The organism is Streptomyces barringtoniae (genome assembly GCF_020819595.1).
Classification (GTDB): Bacteria; Actinomycetota; Actinomycetes; order Streptomycetales; family Streptomycetaceae; genus Streptomyces; species Streptomyces barringtoniae.
In genome coordinates, this window is record NZ_JAJHNP010000022.1 from 70,445 (window position 1) to 88,996 (window position 18,552).

Consider the following 18,552-nt stretch of genomic DNA (forward strand, 5'->3'; position numbering starts at 1 on the left):
GAGTCGGTTCCATGCGAACCGACTCTTCTCCCGGCACCCTGCCGGCGCGGGAGCACCTCCCGGCCGCAGACGCCGGTACGCCTGTCCTGGACGTAGTGATCCCCGTCTACAACGAGGAGAAGGACCTCCAGCCGTGCGTCCGCAGACTGCACGAGCACCTCACGCGAACCTTCCCGTACGCCTTCCGCATCACGGTCGCGGACAACGCGTCCACGGACACCACCCCGATGGTGGCGGCGCGGCTGGCGGCGGAGCTCCCCGAGGTCACCAACTTCCGCCTGGAACAGAAGGGCCGCGGGCGGGCCCTCAGGACCGTCTGGTCCGCGTCCGAGGCGCCGATCCTCGCCTACATGGACGTCGACCTGTCCACCGACCTCAACGCCCTGCTGCCGCTGGTGGCGCCGCTGATCTCCGGCCACTCGGACCTCGCGATCGGCTCCCGGCTCGCCCGCACCTCCCGGGTCGTGCGCGGCCCCAAGCGGGAGCTCATCAGCCGGGCCTACAACCTGATCCTGCGCGGCTCGCTGCAGGCCCGCTTCTCCGACGCCCAGTGCGGGTTCAAGGCCATCCGGCGCGATGTGGCCCAGGTGCTGCTGCCGCTGGTGGAGGACACCGGCTGGTTCTTCGACACCGAGATGCTGGTGCTCGCCGAGCGTGCGGGGCTCCGCATCCACGAGGTGCCCGTCGACTGGGTCGACGACCCCGACTCCACCGTGCACATCGTGAAGACCGCCACCGACGACCTCAAGGGCGTCTGGCGGGTCGGCAAGGCGCTGGCCACCGGTTCGCTCCCGCTGGACCGGCTCACCCGGCCCTTCGGCGACGATCCACGCGACCGCGAACTCACCAACGTCCCCACGGGACTGGCCCGCCAACTCGTCGGCTTCTGCGTGGTCGGCGGCCTGTCCACCCTCTTCTACCTCCTCCTCTACAGCGTGTTCCGGCAGTTCTCCGGCTCCCAGATCGCCAACGCGCTCGCCCTGCTGGTCTCCGCGGTCGCCAACACGGCCGCCAACCGCCGGCTCACCTTCGGGGTGCGCGGCCGGGGCGACGCCGTACGCCACCAGGCGCAGGGCCTGGTCGTCTTCGGCATCGGTCTCGCGCTGACCAGCGGCTCCCTGGCCGCCCTGAACGCGGCCGGCGACCACCCGGCGCACTCCACCGAGCTGGCGGTGCTCATCGCCGCCAACCTCGCCGCGACCGTGCTGCGGTTCCTGCTCTTCCGCGCCTGGGTGTTCCCGGACCGCGACGAGTCCGGCACCGGCTCGGCGGTCGGCGCCTCCCACCCCCTCTCCTCGCCGACCTACCGCACGAGCACGACCCCGCCGCACGGCACGACCGCTCCGTACGGCACGACCGCTCCGTACGCACCGCTGCCCCAGCGCCCGGTGCCGTACCAGCAGCCGTATCCGACGGCCGCCCAGGTCCGCGCCGGTGAAGCCGCGGACGGCAGCTGGAGGGACGCCACCGCGCGACTGCAGCCGGTGCGCCCTCACGACACCGATCCGGGGGATCCCCGATGACCACGCACTACGACCAGCAGGCCGCCCGGCAGAGCGGTACGACCGTCTGGGGCCCGCCCCCGGCCGCTCCCCCGCGGGCCCCCGAGTCCGGCGAGCCCGGGCAGCCGATCCTGCGCAGACCGTGGCGCGGCCGGCCCGAGGATCCCCGCTGGGTGCGTCCGGCCTTCCTCGGCCTGCTGGCCGCCACCCTCCTGCTCTACCTGTACGACCTCAGCGCCTCCGGCTACGCCAACTCCTTCTACTCGGCGGCTGTACAGGCGGGCAGCAAGTCCTGGAAGGCGTTCTTCTTCGGCTCGCTGGACGCGGGCAACGCCATCACCGTCGACAAGCCGTCGGCCTTCCTGTGGCCGATGGAACTGTCCGTGAGGATCTTCGGCCTGAACTCCTGGGCGATCCTCACCCCCGAGGTCCTCATGGGCGTCGGCACGGTGGCCGTCGTCTACGCGGCGGTGCGGCGCCGGTTCAGCCCGGCGGCGGGTCTGGTCGCGGGCGCGGTGCTCGCGCTCACCCCCGTGGCCGCGCTGATGTTCCGGTTCGACAACCCGGACGCGATGCTGGCCCTGCTGATGGCACTGGCCTGCTACTTCGTCGTACGGGCGGTGGAGGACGGCCGGACGAGGTGGCTGGTGTGGGCCGGGGCGGCGATCGGCTTCGCCTTCCTCGCCAAGACGCTGCAGGCCTTCCTGATCCTGCCGCCGCTGGCGATCGTCTACGCCGTCTGCGGTCCGGTGCGGCTGCGCAGGCGCCTGGCCCAGCTGGGCCTCGCCACCATCGCGCTCGTGGTCTGCGGCGGCTGGTGGGTCGCGATCGTCGAGCTGTGGCCGGCCTCCTCCCGCCCCTACATCGGCGGTTCGCAGAACAACAGCTTCCTCGAACTGACCTTCGGCTACAACGGCCTCGGCCGCATCAACGGCGACGAGACCGGAAGCGTCGTGCCCGGCGGCAACGGCAACAACGGCGGGGGCGGGATGTGGGGCGCCACCGGCTGGGACCGGATGTTCAACTCCGAGATCGGCGGCCAGATCTCCTGGCTGCTCCCGGCCGCGCTGATCCTGCTGGTCGCGGGCCTGTGGGCGACCCGTAAGGCGCGCCGCACGTCCGTCACACGGGCCTCGTTCCTGGTGTGGGGCGGCTCGCTGCTGATCACCGTGGTGGTCTTCAGCTACATGGCGGGCATCTTCCACCAGTACTACACGGTGGCGCTCGCGCCTTACCTCGCGGCCGTCGTCGGCATGGGCGCCGGGCTGCTGTGGGAGCGGCGCAAGGAGACCTGGGCGTCGATCACCCTGGCCGCGTCCGTGGTGGCCGCGGCCGGCTGGGGATACGTCCTGCTCAACCGGACCTCGGCCTATCTCCCCTGGCTGAAGTGGCTGGTCCTGATCGGGGGTATGGCGGCCGCGCTGGGCCTGGTCTTCGCCGGCCGGATCTCCCGGCGGGCGGCCCTCGGCGTGGCGGCGGTGGGCCTGGTGGCCGCGCTCGCCGGACCGACGGCGTACACCCTCAGCACGGTGGAGTCCGCGCACACCGGCTCCATCCCGACGGCCGGCCCGGCGGGCGCGGGCATGATGGGCTTCGGCGGCGGCCGGGGGCCAGGTGGCGGCATGCGAGGCGGCTTCGGCGGCGGTGGCATGCCGGGACAGCCGGGACAGCAGAACGGCCAGGGCCGACCGGGTCAGCAGCAAGGTCGGCAGAACGGCAACGGCTTCCCGGGCGGCGGCTTCGGCGGCGGCGTGCCCGGCCGGACGGGCGAGGGCGGCATGGGCGGCGGCGGTGGCGCCGGCGGCCTGGTGAACGGCGCGGACGTCTCCTCCGCCGCCAGGGAACTCCTGGCCGAGGACGCCTCGAAGTACACCTGGGTGGCCGCGTCCATCGGTTCGCAGAACGCGGCCGGCTACCAGCTGGCCACCGGTGACCCGGTGATGGCGATCGGCGGCTTCAACGGCACCGACCCGTCCCCGACGCTGGCGCAGTTCGAGAAGTACGTGGCGGAAGGAAAGATCCACTACTTCATCGCGGGCGGAGGCATGGGCGGAGGCATGGGTGGTGGCATGGGCGGCAGCAGCAGCGGTACGTCGTCCCGGATCACCTCCTGGGTCGAGAGCAACTTCAAGAAGGTGACGGTCGGTTCGGCCACCTTCTACGACCTGACGCAGAAGAAGAGCGGCTGACAGGCGGAATCCGGCCGGCAGAAAAACCTGTCGTACACCGTATAGTGATCGCTATACGGTGTACGACATGTCTGCTTCCCAAGGTCATCCCCAGCGCTGGCTGATCCTCGGCGTGATCTGCCTCGCCCAGCTCACCGTGCTGCTCGACAACACCGTCCTGAACGTGGCCATCCCCTCGCTCACCCGCGAGCTGCACGCGGCCACCTCCGACATCCAGTGGATGATCAACGCCTACTCCCTGGTGCAGTCCGGACTGCTGCTCACCGCGGGCAGCGCCGCCGACCGCTACGGCCGAAAGAAGATGCTCATCGCGGGGCTCGCCCTCTTCGGCATCGGCTCCCTGGCGGCCGGACTGGCCGGTTCCACCGGCCGGCTGATCGCCGCGCGGGCCGGCATGGGCGTCGGCGGTGCGCTGCTGCTCACCACCACGCTCGCCGTGGCCATGCAGATCTTCACACCCGAGGAACAGCCGAAGGCGATCGGCATCTGGAGTGCGGTCGCCGCGCTCGGCTTCGCGGCGGGCCCGCTCATCGGAGGGTTCGTGCTGAACCACTTCTGGTGGGGCGCGATCTTCCTGATCAACATCCCGGTCGCGGTGCTGGCCCTGGTCGCGGTGGCGGCCCTGGTGCCGGAGTCGAAGAGCCCGCGCGGCGACCGTCCGGACCTGCTCGGCGCGCTGCTGTCCACCATCGGCATGGCCTCGCTCGTCTTCGCGATCATCTCCGGCCCGCACCACGGCTGGACCTCGGCGCGGGTGCTGGGCACCGCCGCCGTCGCGGTGGTGGTGCTCGGTGTCTTCGCCTGGTGGGAGAGCCGCGTCGGCGAGCCGATGCTCGACCTCCGTCTCTTCCGGGACCGGCGGTTCACGGGTGCGGTGGCCGGGGCCGTCCTCATCACCTTCGGCATGGGCGGGGCGTTGTTCCTGCTGACCCAGCATCTGCAGTTCGTGCTCGGGTACGGGCCGCTGGAGGCGGGGCTGCGGACCGCTCCGCTGGCCCTGACCGTGGTGCTGCTCAACTTCACGGGGCTGTCGGCGAAGTGGTCCGGACGGCTGGGCACGCCGTTGTCCGTCGCGCTCGGCATGCTGCTGATGTCCTCGGGGCTGGTGGCGATCGCGGTTGCCTCCGGCGGCTACGCCGGGTTGCTGCTCGGGCTGGTGCTGATCGGGGCGGGGTGCGCCGTCGCCAACCCCGCGATGGCGCACGCCGTCATGAGCGCGATCCCCCCGGAGAAGGCGGGGGTGGGAGCCGGTGTCAACGGCACCCTCGCCGAATTCGGGAACGGGCTCGGTGTGGCCGTGCTGGGTGCCGTGCTCAGCTCTTCCGTGGCCTCGGGGGAGTCGTTGTCCGCCGGGCTCGGGGCTGGTCAGCTGGTGGGGGCGGTTGCCGTGCTGCTGGGTGGGTTCGTGGCAGCGGGGCTGCTTCGGCGGGCGGAGCGGAAGGTCGCCCAGGAGCTCGGGTGATATGGGTATGTGAGCGGAATCGAGGAGGGTGTGCCGGTGGTGAAGGACGCAGGTCGGTCGCCGCGAGCCAGTGTGTGGCTCGCGGCCAGTGCCCGCCGGAGCGGTCGTAGCGGTGGCGGGCAGCCCTCCGGGCTCGACCGTGAGCGGATCACGACCGTGTCCGTACGGCTGCTGGATGCCGAGGGGCTGGCGAAGTTCTCCATGCGGCGGCTGGCCGCGGAGCTGAACGTCACCGCGATGTCCCTGTACTGGTACGTCGACACCAAGGACGACCTGCTCGAACTCGCCCTGGACGCGGCCTTCGGCGAGCTGCGGCTGCCGGATCCGGACGCCGAGGGCGAGGACTGGCGCGAGCAACTGCGCGGGCTGGCCACCGAGTACCGCGCGCTGCTGGTGCGCCACCCCTGGCTGTCGCCGCTGGCGGGCCGCTATCTCAACATCGGCCCGAACTCGCTGGCGTTCTCCCGCGCGGTCCAGCGGGTCGTCCGCCGGGCGGGGCTGCCCGCGCACGGGGTGACGGGGGCGATCTCGGCCGTCTTCCAGTTCGTGTACGGCTTCGGCACGATCGAGGGCCATTTCTTCGCCCGGATCGCGGACACCGGGCTGAGCCCCGAGGAGTACTACGAGCAGGCGATGGCCCAGGCGACCGAGGCCCCGGGGACCGCCGAGGTCGTCGAGGAGTCGAAGGACCTCATGGCGGCCCGCGGCGGGGACACGGTCGACGAGATGCTGGACCGCGACTTCGGCTACGCCCTGGACCTGCTGATCGCCGGCATCGAGGCGATGGTGACCCGGGGCTGACTACTGCCCCTCCACCAGCCGCGCCGGAAACCCGCCGGTGGCCACCGGGCTCCAGCGCTCCGGCGTCACGCGGATGATCGACTTGCCCTGCTTCGCCATGGCCGCGCGGTACTCGTCCCAGTCCGGGTGCTCGCCGGCGATGTTGCGGTAGTACTCGACCAGCGGCTCCACGGACTCGGGTGTGTCGATGACCTCGGCCGTACCGTCGATCTGGACCCAGGGCCCGTTCCACTCGTCGCTCAGCACGAGCACGCTCACTCGCGGGTCGCGCTTGGCGTTACGGGTCTTGGCCCGCTCGGGGTAGGTGGACACGACGATCCGGCCCGAGTCGTCGACCCCGCAGGTCAGCGGGGAGGCCTGCGGCCCGCCGTCGGCGCGGCGCGTGATGAGCAGCGCGCGATGGCGGGGCCTGACGAAATCGAGCAACTCGTCCAGCGATACGCGGGTGTTGGTAGCGATGTTCGGTGCCATGCCTGCACCTTAGACCGCGGGCAGGGAATCTCCCTGCACCGCCTGGATGTCCAGTTCCACCTTCAGGGTCGTACCGATCGCCGCGATGCCCGCCTGGAGGACCTGGTTGTAGTTCATCGCGAAGTCCTCCCGCCGCAGCTCGGCCGTCGCGCGGAACGCGGCCCGCGTGCCGCCCCACGGGTCGGCGCCGGTGCCGAGGTAGGCGAGGGCCAGGTCCACCGGTCGTACCACCCCGTGCATGGACAGCTCGCCGTGGACCGTCCAGCGGTCGGAGCCCGACCGGGTCAGGCCCGTCGAACGGTAGGTGATCTCCGGGTGCCGCTCCACGTCGAGGAAGTCCGCCGACTTCAGGTGCCCGTCGCGCATGCCGTTGCCGGTGTCGACGGACGCGGCCCTGATCACCGCTTCCACACGGGACTTGGCGACGTCGTCCGGTGCGATCTCGATCGTGCCGCCGAACTCCGTGAACCGGCCGTGCATGCTGGAGATCCCGAGGTGCTGGGCGACCGCGGCGACGGAGGAGTGCACCGGGTCGATGGTCCAGGGACCGGGCGGCGGCAGTTCGGTGCCGCCCTGCCGGGCCAGCGTGACCGTGCCGACCTCGGCCCGGCCGCTCGCGGTGACGATCGCGGAGGAGGCCGCGGGCGCGTACCCGACGGCCGTCACGATCACGGTGTACGCCCCCGGCGCCAGCTCGGTGGCATCCCGTACGGCCCCCTCGGTGTCCGCCTCGGCGCGCAGCACCTGCGTACCGGTCATGTCGGTCACCGTGACGACCGCGTGCGACACGGCCCACCCGTCCCGCGTGCGGATCTTCGCGGTCAGTCCCATCCCGTTTTCTCCCTGCAAAGCCTTACAAATCGGTCGTATGACACCGGCCCGTGGCGCACACACGACGGTATGTGTGCCACGGGCCGGGAGTGAACTACTCGCCGGGGTGGGCGAGTTCGAGGTCGTGGCCGTCGACCCCGGTGCCGGACACGGTCAGGGCCGTCGCCACCGGCGGGTAACCCGTCGCGATGACCGTGTACTCACCGCTGTCCAGGTCGGTGAAGGCGTACGCCCCGTCCGAGCCGGTGGTGGCGGTGCCGACCACGTTGCCCGCCTGGTCGACGAGCGTCACGCGGGCGTCGGCCAGCGGACCGTGCGGGGCCCTGACGACACCCTGGAGGCGGGCACCGGCGTCCAGATCGATCTCGATCCGGGTCAGGCCGGTGGCGCCGATCTCGACGGGCACGGCGCGCGGCCGGAACCCGCTCGCGTTGACCGCCAGGGTCACCGTGCCGGGCACCAGGTCGGTGAAGGCGAAGTCGCCCTGCTCCCCGGTGCCGGCGGTGGCCAGCAGGTCGCCGCGCACGTCGGTGACGATCACCATGGCGTCCTTGACCGGCAGCGCGCTCCCGGCGGCCCGGACCACACCGGTCAGCCCGCTGGTGCCGCTGAGCAGGATGTCGTACGACACCGGCTCCTCGCCCACCACGACGGTGGAGGCCTGCGGCTGGTAGCCGTCGGCGGAGGCGATCAGGACGTACGAGCCCGTGCCGGGGGCGTCGACTGAGTAGGAGCCGTCGGCCTGGGCGACCGCGCGGCCCAGCTGGCGGCCGGACAGCGAGATCAGGGTGATCGCGGCCTGCGGGACCGGGGCGCTCTCGGCGCCGCGGACGAAGCCGTGCACCGGGGTGCCGCCGCCCGCGCCCGGGCCGGGCTCGGCGATGGTCGCGACGGCGGTCGCCACCGGCTGGGCGGCGGTGGCCGCGGCCGGGGCCTCGGCGGAGGTGCCGGACACGACGGGCGTGGCCCAGCCGGGCACCTTCTGCGGGGCGGGTTCCTGCACGGTGTTCTCCACAAGGTTCTCGACGGGAGCGGTGGTTTCCGCGACCGCCCCGGCCTTCTGCTGCGCGGCCTGGGCCAGCGCGCCGGTCGTCCGCAGCGGGACCTCCTTGATGAACAGCACCGTGATGAGCGCGATCAGGGCGAAGGGGGCCGCGTAGAGGAAGACGTCCGCGATGCCGTGGCCGTAGGCGCCCTCAAGCCAGTTGCGCACCGGCGTGGGCAGCTTGTTCATGTCGGGCAGGTCGCCGCCGCCCACGGCCTTGGCGGCGGCCATCCGCGCCTTCGGGCTGAGGTCGGTGATGCTGTCCTTGGCGTAGTGCGTGATCCGCTCGGACATCACCGAGCCGAGCACGCCGACGCCGACCGCACCGCCCAGGGAGCGGAAGAAGCTCACCACGGAGGAGGCGGCGCCCAGGTCCGCCGGGGCGACCTGGTTCTGCGTGGACAGGACCAGGTTCTGCATCATCATGCCGACGCCGATGCCCAGGAGCGCCATGTAGATCGACAGCTCCCAGTAGGGGGTGTCGTAGCGCATCAGGCCGAGCAGGGCCAGGCCCGCCGTGAGGGAGACGCCGCCGGCGACCAGCCAGCCCTTCCAGCGGCCGGTGCTGGTGATGAACCGGCCGGAGACCATGGACGCGACGAACAGACCGCCGATCATCGGGATGGTCATGACGCCGGACATGGTCGGCGACTTGTCGCGGGCCAGCTGGAAGTACTGCGAGAAGAAGACGGTGCCCGAGTACATGCCGACACCGACGAACAGCGAGGCCAGCGAGGCCAGCGAGATGGTGCGGTTGCGGAACAGGCGCAGCGGGATGATCGGCTCGGAGGCCCGGGTCTCGGTGAACACGAACAGCAGCGCCAGCGCGATCGTGCCGCCCACCATCGTGTACGTCTGCCAGGACAGCCAGTCGTACTTGTCGTTGGCGAAGGTGACCCAGATCAGCAGCAGCGAGGCGGCGGCGGTGATGAAGAAGGCGCCGGTCCAGTCGACCTTGACCTTCCGCTTGGAGACCGGCAGGTGCAGCGTCTTCTGCAGCACGACCAGCGCGATCAGCGCGAAGGGGATACCGACGTACAGGCAGTAGCGCCAGCCGAGCCAGGAGGTGTCGGTGATGACACCGCCGAGCAGCGGGCCGCCGACGGTGGCCACGGCGAAGGTGGCGCCGGTGTAGCCCGAGTACCGGCCGCGCTCCCGGGGGGAGATCATCGCGGCCATGATGACCTGCACCAGGGCGGACAGACCGCCGGCGCCGAGGCCCTGGATGACACGCGCGCTGATCAGCATCGCCGGGTTCTGCGCGAGACCGGCGACGACCGAGCCCGCGACATAGATGACCAGGGATATCTGGACGAGGGCCTTCTTGCTGACCAGGTCGGCGAGCTTGCCCCACAGCGGCACGGAGGCCGTCATGGACAGCAGCGCCGCGGTGACGACCCAGGTGTAGGCGGACTGGCCGCCGCCGAGGTCCTTGATGATCGTCGGCAGTGCGTTGGTGACGATCGTCGAGGAGAGGATGGCGGCGAACAGGCCCAGAAGCAGGCCGGACAGCGCCTCCATGATCTGCCGGTGTGTCATGGGGGCGTGCTCCGCGGAGCCTCCCCCGTGCTTGGCGTGAGCCCGCACACCGGCTGGTGTGGTCGTTGCCATGGGCTTCCTTCTCTTACGTGCTTGCGGGTGTACGGGTGGTCTCTTCGACTACGGGAGCGGGCACGGAGGCCGGGTGCCGGAACTGGGTGGCCCGGCAGTCTCCGAAGGACTCGCGCAGGCGGTTCATCAGCCGGATCAGCTGGGCCACCTCGTCGTCGGTCCAGTCGGCGAGCCGCTCGGCCAGCAGATGCGTGGTCCGCCGGGACAGCTCGTGCAGCTGCTCCAGGCCCGCGGGCGTCAGGCGCAGGATGCGCGAGCGCTTGTCCGCCGGGTCCGGGTGCCGCTCGATCCAGCCGCGCGCGGCGACGTGCGCGACGTGCCGGCTGGTGACCGACATGTCGACGGCGAGCAGCTCCGCGAGCTTGCTCATGCGCATGTCTCCGTGGCGGCCGAGCAGGGTCAGCACGGCGGCCGAGCCGGCCGGGCAGTGGGGCGGCAGCATCCGACCCAGGTCCCGTTTCACGGCTCCGACGGCGCTGAGCTGACGCGCCAGCTCCTCGAACTGCGCCTGCTCGGCCATCACACCTCCCGAATTCGTTGCTTGAGGCAACCGTAACACCTGTTTGGTTGCTGCAGGCAAATAAACGGGAGTGCGGCAGAATAAAAACTTGGCAAAGGCAAGTATTGCGACCGTAAACGTGCAGGTCGGTGCGGGTGAGGTGCCCCCGTCTGTCCCGGTGGCCCCCCACTTGGGCGGCCCGGCCCGTCTTCGCTAAGGTCTCGGGCCATGGCTAACACCCAGGGCCCCCAGGGCAACTACGATCCCGCCGGCAACACCCAGATGTTCCGCGCGTTCGTCGACGAGGCCCCCCAGGGCCGCCAGCAGCAGGCCGCAACCTCCTCCGGCCCCCGCGTCGGCGTGATCATCGGTGTCATCGTGGCCCTGGCCGTGGTGGCCGGTGTCGCCTGGCTGGCGCTGAAGTAGGACCGGCCGAAGCAGGACCGGCTCCCGTCGATCACTTCCACCGGACGGACACGTCCCGCGTCTCGAGGTGCATGCCGAGCGGCACGCGCCAGGCGTCGACGCACACCGTCCAGGTGTGGTCCTCGTGCGCGCCCGGCGCGATCGGCACGGGGAGGTCCACCGTCGAGTCGACCGTCCCCCAGTCGATGCCGAGCGCGCCGATGATGTGCGTCCCGAAGGTCACCGACCCCGAACGCACCGCCGTGCCCCCGGAGTTCCTGAAACCGACGGCCACCTTCTGGCACCAGCGCTGATCCACCGGCTCTGTCGTGGGGGCGCCCCAGGAGAGGACGGCGGGGGTGGGAGGCTTTCCCCGGCTGGGGGCCGGACTGGGGGTTGGGCCGGGCGAGGTGGCAGGCGGCGTCGTACGACTGTCCGTGCCGTCCGTGCCGTCCGTGCCGGGGGTGGCGGGGGAGCCGTCATCGCTGGGAGGGGCGAAGGTCTGCTGCGCGGTGTCCGGGCTGCCCGAGGTGTCGGCGCCGGTGCCGACACCGCCCGAAGTCTCCACCCCACCAGGGGAGTTGCCGCCGCTCCCGCCTGTGCTGCCGCCTCCGTCGAGCGGAACCAGCGTCACGGACCCCGTCGGCCCGACCGGGGCCGGCCCGCGCTGTCCCGAGCCGACCGCGACATACCCGCCGCCCAGGCCATGGCCCCCGCACGCGGCCAGTACCCCGCCCAGGACGACGACGGCCGCCGACGCTGCCGTAACGGCGCCTCGGCGGCCACGTGTCCATGTCGTCGTACGAAGCATCGGGCCATGGTGACTGACGTACCGTCAGATAGGAACCCCCGGGCGGGCGCTCCGTCCGCACGGCCCGCGGAGCGCTAGTCCGAGATCAGGCCCTCCCGCAGCTGTGCCAGCGTCCGGGTGAGCAGGCGCGAGACGTGCATCTGGGAGATGCCGACCTCCTCGCCGATCTGTGACTGGGTCATGTTGGCGAAGAAACGGAGCATGATGATCCGGCGCTCCCGGGGCGGGAGTTTGGCCAGCAGGGGCTTGAGGGACTCGCGGTACTCCACGCCCTCCAGCGCCGTGTCCTCGTAGCCGAGCCGGTCGGCGAGCGAGCCCTCGCCGCCGTCGTCCTCGGGGGCCGGGGAGTCCAGCGAGGAGGCGGTGTAGGCGTTGCCGACCGCGAGGCCGTCGACCACGTCCTCCTCGGAGACGCCGAGCACGGCGGCCAGCTCGGTCACCGTCGGGGAGCGGTCCAGCTTCTGGGACAGCTCGTCGCTGGCCTTGGTGAGGGCCAGGCGCAGCTCCTGCAGGCGGCGCGGGACGCGGACCGACCAGGACGTGTCCCGGAAGAACCGCTTGATCTCGCCGACCACCGTCGGCATCGCGAACGTCGGGAACTCCACGCCCCGTTCGCAGTCGAAGCGGTCGATCGCCTTGATCAGGCCGATGGTGCCGACCTGGACGATGTCCTCCATCGGCTCGTTGCGGGAGCGGAAGCGCGCGGCCGCGTAGCGGACCAGCGGCAGGTTCAGCTCGATCAGGGTGTCCCGGACGTAGGCGCGCTCGGGGCTGTTCTCGTCGAGTGCGGCGAGCCGCAGGAACAGGGAACGGGACAGGGTGCGGGTGTCGATGTCTCCCGAGGCCGGCGGGGCCGGGAGGTCGGCGGCCGCCGGGGCGGGCGGGGCCGGCACGGCGTCGAGGGCCGTGGCGCCCTCGATGCCGGCAAGGACGTCGAGAGCGTCGAGCTCCTTGGGTGCTGCCTCGCTCGTCGCGGGCGTCAGCACCTTCGAGCTGCCCTGTTCTGCGGACATGCCACCCCCTTTGGGTCGCGGGACGGTCGTGGCGGCGCCGTTCTTGCGAGCAGCGCAGCCTTCACCTGAATACCGGCGCCGAAGGCCCGGCAAACGCGTCTCCCGCAGAATGTCACATGTCGGCAACACGCTGTAGTGACATGTCGACATGTGAGAAGTGAATCGGCCCTGGAAAGACGGGGTCTGACGCGGTTTCGGAATCCAACTGTCGGCATCTGCGCTGGTGAGCGATTCGCTCTCCATGGTGATGCATCGATCGGGTTTGCGATGCAGGCGGTGATCCCGGGTGTGCTTCCGTGCGCCCGCTGTGCTCCGCCTCGAGCGCTTCTATGCGTCGATGCGATTCGCTGAGCGCAGCCGCTGGAAGCTGCGGGCGAGCAGGCGGGAGACGTGCATCTGGGAGACGCCGAGTTCCGCGCTGATCTGCGACTGGGTGAGATTGCTGTAGTAGCGCAGCAGAAGGATTCGCTGTTCGCGCTCGGGGAGTTGGACGAGCAGATGCCGGACCAGGTCGCGGTGTTCGACGCCGTCCAGGGCCGGGTCCTCGTAGCCGATCCGGTCCAGCAGGCCGGGCAGCCCGTCGCCCTCCTGCGCGGCCTCCAGCGAGGTGGCGTGGTACGAGCGTCCCGCCTCGATGCAGCTCAGCACCTCCTCCTCGCTGATCCTGAGCCGCTCGGCGATCTCGGAGGTGGACGGGGAGCGGCCGTAGAGCGTGGTGAGGTCCTCGGTGGCGCTGTTGACCTGCACCCACAGCTCGTGCAGCCGGCGCGGTACGTGGACCGTGCGGACGTTGTCCCGGAAGTACCGCTTGATCTCGCCGACCACGGTCGGCATGGCGAAGGTCGGGAACTGCACACCCCGGTCCGGGTCGAACCGGTCGATGGCGTTGATCAGGCCGATGGTGCCGACCTGGACCACGTCCTCCATCGGCTCGTTGCGGGAGCGGAAGCGGGCGGCCGCGTAGCGCACGAGCGGGAGGTTCGCCTCGATCAGCGCCCCGCGCACCCGGTGGTGCTCCGGCGTGCCCGGGGTGAGCTCCTTCAGTTCGGCGAACAGCACCTGGGTGAGGGCGCGGGTGTCGGCGCCGCGCCGCTTCTCGGGGGGCACGGGAGCGGGAGCGGGGGCGGGCGCGGCCGACTCCTCCTGGGGCGGCGCAGTACTGGCCGACACGGTCAACGCCACCTCTTCATCGCTCAATCATCGGTCAAAAGCGGTCATAGCATCACAAGACATGTGCACGCTGTGCAAGCACCCAATAACGCCGTGTTGTGCGCAAACATGGACAAGTTGGGGCTTAAGACGCACGAAAGCCCCCAGCCGTTGCGGCGGGGGGCTCGGGGGCGGGAGCGGTCAGAATTCGTAGTCGGCGATCACCCACGTGGCGAACTCGCGCCACAGCGCGACGCCCGCCTGATGGGCTGGGTGCTCCAGATAGCGCTTGAGGGCGTCGGAGTCCTCGACCGCCGAGTTGATCGCGAAGTCGTAGGCGATCGGCCGGTCGCTGATGTTCCAGGCGCATTCCCAGAAGCGCACCTCCTCGATCTGGCCGCCGAGGGCCTCGAAGGCCTCCACGCCCGCCACGACCCGCGGATCGTCGCGCTCGACGCCCTCGTTGAGCTTGAACAGGACCAGGTGGCGGATCATGGGGTGTACCTCAGCTCTTTCCTCCGTTGGCGACCCACGTCATGAAGTCGCCCACGGCCTTGGCCGCGTCCGATATGCCCTCGAAGACTATCTGGACGTAGTGGGCGGCCTTGGGTGGGTCCGTGATGATCACGTACAGCGCGAAGACCACGAGCACGTATACGGCGATCTTCTTGGCATTCACCGCCACCGCGGCCTCCCCTGTCCGTGCGCCCCTGCTGCCGGCCGCGAGTGTAACCTTCATGCCTTTTTCCGGGACCAACGGCCCTCCGCGCGGGGTCTTTTGCCGGTTCCGTACCGACACGACACGAAGGGCCCCGTCTTTCGACGGGGCCCTTCCTCGCGCGGTAGCGGAGGGATTTGAACCCTCGGTGACTTGCGCCACACTCGCTTTCGAGGCGAGCTCCTTCGGCCGCTCGGACACGCTACCGAGGGAGACCTTACAGCACGGATGGGCGTGCCCTGAAATCGGTATTCACCGGTCTCGGAAGAACTCGGTGAGGACACGGGCGCACTCCGGCGCGAGAACGCCCTCGACGACCTCCGGACGGTGATTGAGCCGCCGGTCGCGGATCACGTCCCACAGCGAGCCCGCCGCGCCCGCCTTGTCGTCACGGGCGCCGTAGACGACCCGGTCGAGGCGGGACTGGACGATCGCGCCCGCGCACATGGTGCACGGTTCTAGGGTGACCACGAGCGTGCAGCCGGCCAGCCGCCACTCCCCGAGCAGGGCGGCGGCCCGCCGGATCGAGAGGACCTCCGCGTGGGCCGTGGGATCGCCGGTGGCCTCGCGCTCGTTGTGCCCGACGGCGAGCACCGTCGCACCGTCCGGGGACAGCACGACGGCGCCGACGGGCACGTCCCCGCCCTGGACGGCCCGTTCGGCCTCGGCCAGGGCGAGTCGCATCGCGGCCCGCCAGCGGTCGCGTACCGGGTCCGGTGCGGCCGCCGGGTTCTGCGTGGTCAGCGGACGGTCTCCAGCACCTCCGAGGCGCCCAGGGCCTCGGCGATCGCGCCCAGCGCGTCCTCGGCGTCCAGCGAGCGCAGCTCCTTCTCGCTGATGCCCAGGTCGTCGAGGATCTGGCTGTCGCCCACCGGGCTGTGCGGAACGGCGTCGGCGGCGGTGCCCTCCTCGTCGTCCTCGTCGGACTCGGACTCGCCGTCCTCCGTGCCGTCGAGGTCCAGGGAGTCCAGGTCGGGGCCGTCGTCGGCACCCGGCTCCCGGCCGAGCAGTTCGTCGGTGAGCAGCAGCTCGCCGTAGGCGCTGCGCTGGGCGGCGGCCGCGTCCGAGACGTAGATCCGCGGGTCGTCCTCGCCGTCCACGCGGACGACGCCGAACCACGCGTCCTCCTGCTCGATCAGCACGAGCACCGTGTCCTCCTCGGGAGAGGCTTCCCGGGCCAGGTCGGCAAGATCCGACAGGGTCTCCACATCGTCGAGCTCTGTGTCGCTCGCTTCCCACCCGTCTTCGGTGCGCGCGAGCAGTGCGGCGAAGTACACCGTGACTCTCCCACTGGTCATAGGCGTGCCGGTTGGGGGTCCCCCCGGCGGAGGTACGTAGGCGGAGAGAGCTGGGCTCCGAGCCCCACCCACTCGGAATCGTGGCAGAAACAAGGCCTTCAGGGGACGTCTTCGGCGCCCTGTGTCTTGTCAGCCACCTGCGGATCGTACGCGGCTTTTCCAGGCGCTCCCGCACGCCCACCTCGCAAACGCCGGTGTGTACGCGGATCTACCTTGCCAAGAACTTCCTTACCGGGTCTTGCCCATGAGGATCCCCAAGACGATTCCCAGGAGTGTCCTCCCCTCGGTCGGTCTACCAGCGGAACGTCCGCATGCGCATTTCGTGCCGCAGCCGGGCAGCCTTGGCGCGCCGCGGCTGGACCCGGGCGCGCAGCGCACGGGCCTCGGCGAGGTCGCGCAGGAACCGGGCGCGGCGGCGCCGGCGCTCGGCGTCCGTCTCCGGTGCGGCGGCACCGCGTATCGCGGGCTCTGCGGCGCCCCGGGTGCCCTCGGCGTCCCCGGGCGTGTTCTCAGGAAGGTCAGGCAGGTCTGGCACGTCTCACCACCCCAGTTCCGTCCCTCCCACTTTCCCCCGTACGGCCGCTTCGACGCCAGGGCCGGAAGGGGGGCCCTGCCGGGGGTACGCCGGGACGGGCGGGGGTTCGGGCGCGGGTACCGTTAGGGGCATGCGTCTCCATGTCGTCGACCACCCCCTGGTCGCCCACAAGCTCACCACGCTGCGCGACCAGCGCACCGACTCCGCGACCTTCCGCCGGCTCGCCGACGAGCTGGTCACCCTGCTCGCCTACGAGGCCACGCGGGACGTGCGCACCGAGGCCGTCGACATCCGCACGCCGGTCGCGCAGACCACCGGCGTCAAGCTCGCCCGCCCGCGCCCGCTGGTCGTACCGATCCTGCGCGCCGGCCTCGGCATGCTGGACGGCATGGTGCGGCTGCTGCCGACCGCCGAGGTGGGCTTCCTGGGCATGATCCGCAACGAGGAGACGCTGCAGGCCTCCACCTACGCCTCGCGCATGCCGGAGGACCTCTCGGGCCGCCAGGTGTACGTCCTGGACCCGATGCTGGCCACGGGTGGCACGCTGGTCGCGGCGATCCAGGAGCTGATCAAGCGCGGTGCGGACGACGTCACCGCCGTGGTCCTCCTCGCCGCTCCCGAGGGCGTCGAGCTGATGGAGCGGGAGCTGGCGGGGACGCCGGTGACGGTGGTGACGGCGGCCGTGGACGACCACCTCAACGAGCACGGGTACATCGTGCCGGGGCTGGGGGACGCCGGGGATCGTCTCTACGGGGCCGCTGAGTAGTTCTCGCGCCTGCCGGGGTGCTGATCGATCACCTTTCGGGTCAGCACCCCTTCTTGGCGGAGGGCGCCGACGTCGGTGCGGGCGCGGTCAGTCTGGTCAGCGCCTGGTCCGCCGCCGTCGGGTTCACCAGGCCCTTGAACGCGTCGCCGAGGATCAGGTCGACGTCGGTGCCCTTGCGGCTGTCGGCGCGTTGTTCGGTGCCGGTGAGCTGGGCGGCGAGCACCGGCAGTGAGGTGTTCTGGGCGGCGGCGGGACCGAGGAGCATCCCGGCGTTCTTCACCTTCTTGTCGTACGCCCCCGGCGCGTTGCCCACGGCACCGATCCGGAAGCCGCGCTTCTTCAGCTCGTCGGCGGTGGACTTGGCGAGCCCGGTGCGCTCGGTGGCGTTGTAGACGTTCACGGTGATCTGGGCCGGCTTGGGCAGGGACTTCACCTGGGCGGCCGTATCGGCCTTGGGGTGGCAGTCGGTCTTCGGGCCGGCCGCCGTGCTCTTCTTGGCGCCGCCGGTGAAGACGTCGATGAGCTGCAGGGTGCCCCAGCCGATCAGGCCGAGCGCGGCGACGGACGCCACCACGGCGGCCACGAGCCTGGCGTGTCGGCGCGGCGGGCGCATCCGAGGGTATTTGTCCCCCGTGATCCGGTACTGGCCGCCCATGCCAGGGGGAGTCAGCATGCTCATGAGCGCAGCGTAGTGCGCCCGAGCGGCGCTGCCTATCTGATGATCAGTCGATGCCGCTCAGCGGAACCCGAAAGGGTCAAGGGCCAACGGCCGTGCCGCGCCGGGTCAGTCGAGTTCGAGCACGCGCGCGTGCAGCACCTGGCGCTGCTGGAGGGCGGCGCGGACCGCGCGGTGCAGCCCGTCTTCCAGGTAGAGATCGCCCTGCCACTTCACGACGTGCGCGAAGAGGTCGCCGTAGAACGTCGAGTCCTCGGCCAGCAGGGTCTCCAGGTCGAGCTGCCCCTTGGTCGTCACGAGCTGATCGAGGCGGACCGGGCGCGGCGCGACGTCCGCCCACTGCCGGGTGCTTTCCCGGCCGTGGTCGGGGTACGGCCGGCCGTTTCCGATGCGCTTGAAGATCACACGGAAAGCCTACCGGTCAAGACCTTCCGGGCGCAGCCATGGCGGCCGAGTGGGGCACCTGAAAAGATGCCGCAAATGGAGCATACGTGCCGCTATCGGGATTCCAGGCGCAGCGCGTGGCGGACTTCTTCGGGGGGTGTGAGTCCGACACGGCGGATTTCCCCCGAACGGCGGAGGGCCGGCATGCGGCCCGGCGGAGGCGGAGGCCCGCCTCCGCCGGGCCCGGTTCAGCGGTCGTCCCGGTCCTCGGGCGGCCGCTGCGGCTCTTCCTTCCGTTCCGGCTCGGGCGTCGCCGCCCGCCGGGCCTCCGCGCGCAGCAGGGCGCGCAGGACGGCGTAGGGATCCATGGGCATGGCTGTCTGCTC

General features: G+C 71.0%; 21 protein-coding genes and 1 tRNA gene. 6 read left to right on the forward strand and 16 right to left on the reverse strand.

Annotated features, from left to right (window positions below):
* The first annotated feature begins 11 nt into the window (after positions 1-11).
* The 4 genes from LMU33_RS32280 to LMU33_RS32295 all read left to right on the forward strand — a co-directional run bounded on the left by LMU33_RS32280 (position 12) and on the right by LMU33_RS32295 (position 5,954).
* Positions 12-1,523 carry a bifunctional glycosyltransferase family 2/GtrA family protein gene (locus LMU33_RS32280; protein WP_228624331.1) on the forward strand — a complete coding sequence of 504 codons (1,512 nt, stop codon included), beginning with the start codon at positions 12-14 and terminating at the stop codon, positions 1,521-1,523.
* On the forward strand, positions 1,520-3,691 hold the full coding sequence (locus LMU33_RS32285; RefSeq protein WP_228624332.1) for a glycosyltransferase family 39 protein: 2,172 nt from the start codon (positions 1,520-1,522) through the stop codon (positions 3,689-3,691). The genes LMU33_RS32280 and LMU33_RS32285 overlap by 4 nt, the downstream gene beginning before the upstream one ends.
* A gap of 67 nt (positions 3,692-3,758) precedes the next feature.
* Complete coding sequence (locus LMU33_RS32290) at positions 3,759-5,153, forward strand: MFS transporter (RefSeq protein ID WP_228624333.1); 1,395 nt, start codon at positions 3,759-3,761, stop codon at positions 5,151-5,153.
* 36 nt (positions 5,154-5,189) lie between these two features.
* A complete protein-coding gene (locus tag LMU33_RS32295; RefSeq protein ID WP_228624408.1) occupies positions 5,190-5,954 on the forward strand; it encodes a TetR/AcrR family transcriptional regulator in 765 nt (254 codons plus the stop codon).
* Here the strand turns inward: LMU33_RS32295 and LMU33_RS32300 are convergent, their stop codons facing one another.
* From LMU33_RS32300 to LMU33_RS32315, 4 genes are all read right to left on the reverse strand, one after another.
* Complete coding sequence (locus LMU33_RS32300) at positions 5,955-6,425, reverse strand: PPOX class F420-dependent oxidoreductase (RefSeq protein ID WP_228624334.1); 471 nt, start codon at positions 6,423-6,425, stop codon at positions 5,955-5,957.
* A 9-nt stretch (positions 6,426-6,434) separates the two neighbouring features.
* Positions 6,435-7,256: a YceI family protein gene (locus LMU33_RS32305; RefSeq protein WP_228624335.1), complete on the reverse strand. Its 822-nt coding sequence runs from the start codon at positions 7,254-7,256 to the stop codon at positions 6,435-6,437.
* Between the two features lie 94 nt (positions 7,257-7,350).
* A complete protein-coding gene (locus LMU33_RS32310; protein ID WP_504967715.1) occupies positions 7,351-9,840 on the reverse strand; it encodes an MFS transporter in 2,490 nt (829 codons plus the stop codon).
* A gap of 85 nt (positions 9,841-9,925) precedes the next feature.
* Positions 9,926-10,432, reverse strand: coding sequence for a MarR family winged helix-turn-helix transcriptional regulator (locus LMU33_RS32315; RefSeq protein WP_228624337.1), 507 nt, complete (start codon positions 10,430-10,432; stop codon positions 9,926-9,928).
* A 207-nt stretch (positions 10,433-10,639) separates the two neighbouring features.
* Here LMU33_RS32315 and LMU33_RS32320 point away from each other — a divergent pair, with 207 nt between their 5' ends.
* Complete coding sequence (locus LMU33_RS32320; protein ID WP_228624338.1) at positions 10,640-10,837, forward strand: hypothetical protein; 198 nt, start codon at positions 10,640-10,642, stop codon at positions 10,835-10,837.
* A gap of 31 nt (positions 10,838-10,868) precedes the next feature.
* Here the strand turns inward: LMU33_RS32320 and LMU33_RS32325 are convergent, their stop codons facing one another.
* The 9 genes from LMU33_RS32325 to LMU33_RS32365 all read right to left on the reverse strand — a co-directional run bounded on the left by LMU33_RS32325 (position 10,869) and on the right by LMU33_RS32365 (position 16,331).
* On the reverse strand, positions 10,869-11,384 hold the full coding sequence (locus LMU33_RS32325; protein ID WP_308280827.1) for a hypothetical protein: 516 nt from the start codon (positions 11,382-11,384) through the stop codon (positions 10,869-10,871).
* Between the two features lie 317 nt (positions 11,385-11,701).
* Positions 11,702-12,640, reverse strand: a complete 939-nt coding sequence (locus tag LMU33_RS32330) for an RNA polymerase sigma factor SigF (protein ID WP_228624340.1) — start codon at positions 12,638-12,640, stop codon at positions 11,702-11,704.
* 327 nt (positions 12,641-12,967) lie between these two features.
* Positions 12,968-13,816: an RNA polymerase sigma factor SigF gene (locus tag LMU33_RS32335; protein ID WP_228624409.1), complete on the reverse strand. Its 849-nt coding sequence runs from the start codon at positions 13,814-13,816 to the stop codon at positions 12,968-12,970.
* Between the two features lie 174 nt (positions 13,817-13,990).
* Positions 13,991-14,284 (reverse strand): Dabb family protein, encoded by a 294-nt coding sequence (locus tag LMU33_RS32340; RefSeq protein WP_228624341.1) that lies wholly within the window; start codon positions 14,282-14,284, stop codon positions 13,991-13,993.
* Between the two features lie 10 nt (positions 14,285-14,294).
* Entirely contained in the window at positions 14,295-14,474 is a 180-nt protein-coding gene (locus LMU33_RS32345) for a hypothetical protein (protein ID WP_055708362.1), read from the reverse strand.
* Between the two features lie 155 nt (positions 14,475-14,629).
* Positions 14,630-14,714, reverse strand: a tRNA-Ser gene (locus tag LMU33_RS32350).
* 45 nt (positions 14,715-14,759) lie between these two features.
* Positions 14,760-15,191 carry a tRNA adenosine(34) deaminase TadA gene (gene tadA, locus LMU33_RS32355; RefSeq protein WP_228624342.1) on the reverse strand — a complete coding sequence of 144 codons (432 nt, stop codon included), beginning with the start codon at positions 15,189-15,191 and terminating at the stop codon, positions 14,760-14,762.
* A 56-nt stretch (positions 15,192-15,247) separates the two neighbouring features.
* Positions 15,248-15,784, reverse strand: a complete 537-nt coding sequence (locus LMU33_RS32360; RefSeq protein WP_228624410.1) for a tRNA adenosine deaminase-associated protein — start codon at positions 15,782-15,784, stop codon at positions 15,248-15,250.
* Between the two features lie 313 nt (positions 15,785-16,097).
* Complete coding sequence (locus LMU33_RS32365) at positions 16,098-16,331, reverse strand: hypothetical protein (protein WP_249814549.1); 234 nt, start codon at positions 16,329-16,331, stop codon at positions 16,098-16,100.
* Between the two features lie 139 nt (positions 16,332-16,470).
* Here LMU33_RS32365 and upp point away from each other — a divergent pair, with 139 nt between their 5' ends.
* Positions 16,471-17,106 (forward strand): uracil phosphoribosyltransferase, encoded by a 636-nt coding sequence (gene upp, locus LMU33_RS32370; protein ID WP_228624343.1) that lies wholly within the window; start codon positions 16,471-16,473, stop codon positions 17,104-17,106.
* A gap of 40 nt (positions 17,107-17,146) precedes the next feature.
* On the opposite strand, the gene LMU33_RS32375 is transcribed toward upp, so the two are convergent.
* From LMU33_RS32375 to LMU33_RS41515, 3 genes are all read right to left on the reverse strand, one after another.
* Complete coding sequence (locus tag LMU33_RS32375; protein WP_228624344.1) at positions 17,147-17,785, reverse strand: LytR C-terminal domain-containing protein; 639 nt, start codon at positions 17,783-17,785, stop codon at positions 17,147-17,149.
* Between the two features lie 105 nt (positions 17,786-17,890).
* Entirely contained in the window at positions 17,891-18,187 is a 297-nt protein-coding gene (locus LMU33_RS32380) for a type II toxin-antitoxin system VapB family antitoxin (protein WP_003999914.1), read from the reverse strand.
* A 227-nt stretch (positions 18,188-18,414) separates the two neighbouring features.
* Positions 18,415-18,540 (reverse strand): hypothetical protein, encoded by a 126-nt coding sequence (locus LMU33_RS41515; RefSeq protein ID WP_283844241.1) that lies wholly within the window; start codon positions 18,538-18,540, stop codon positions 18,415-18,417.
* Positions 18,541-18,552: the final 12 nt, after the last annotated feature.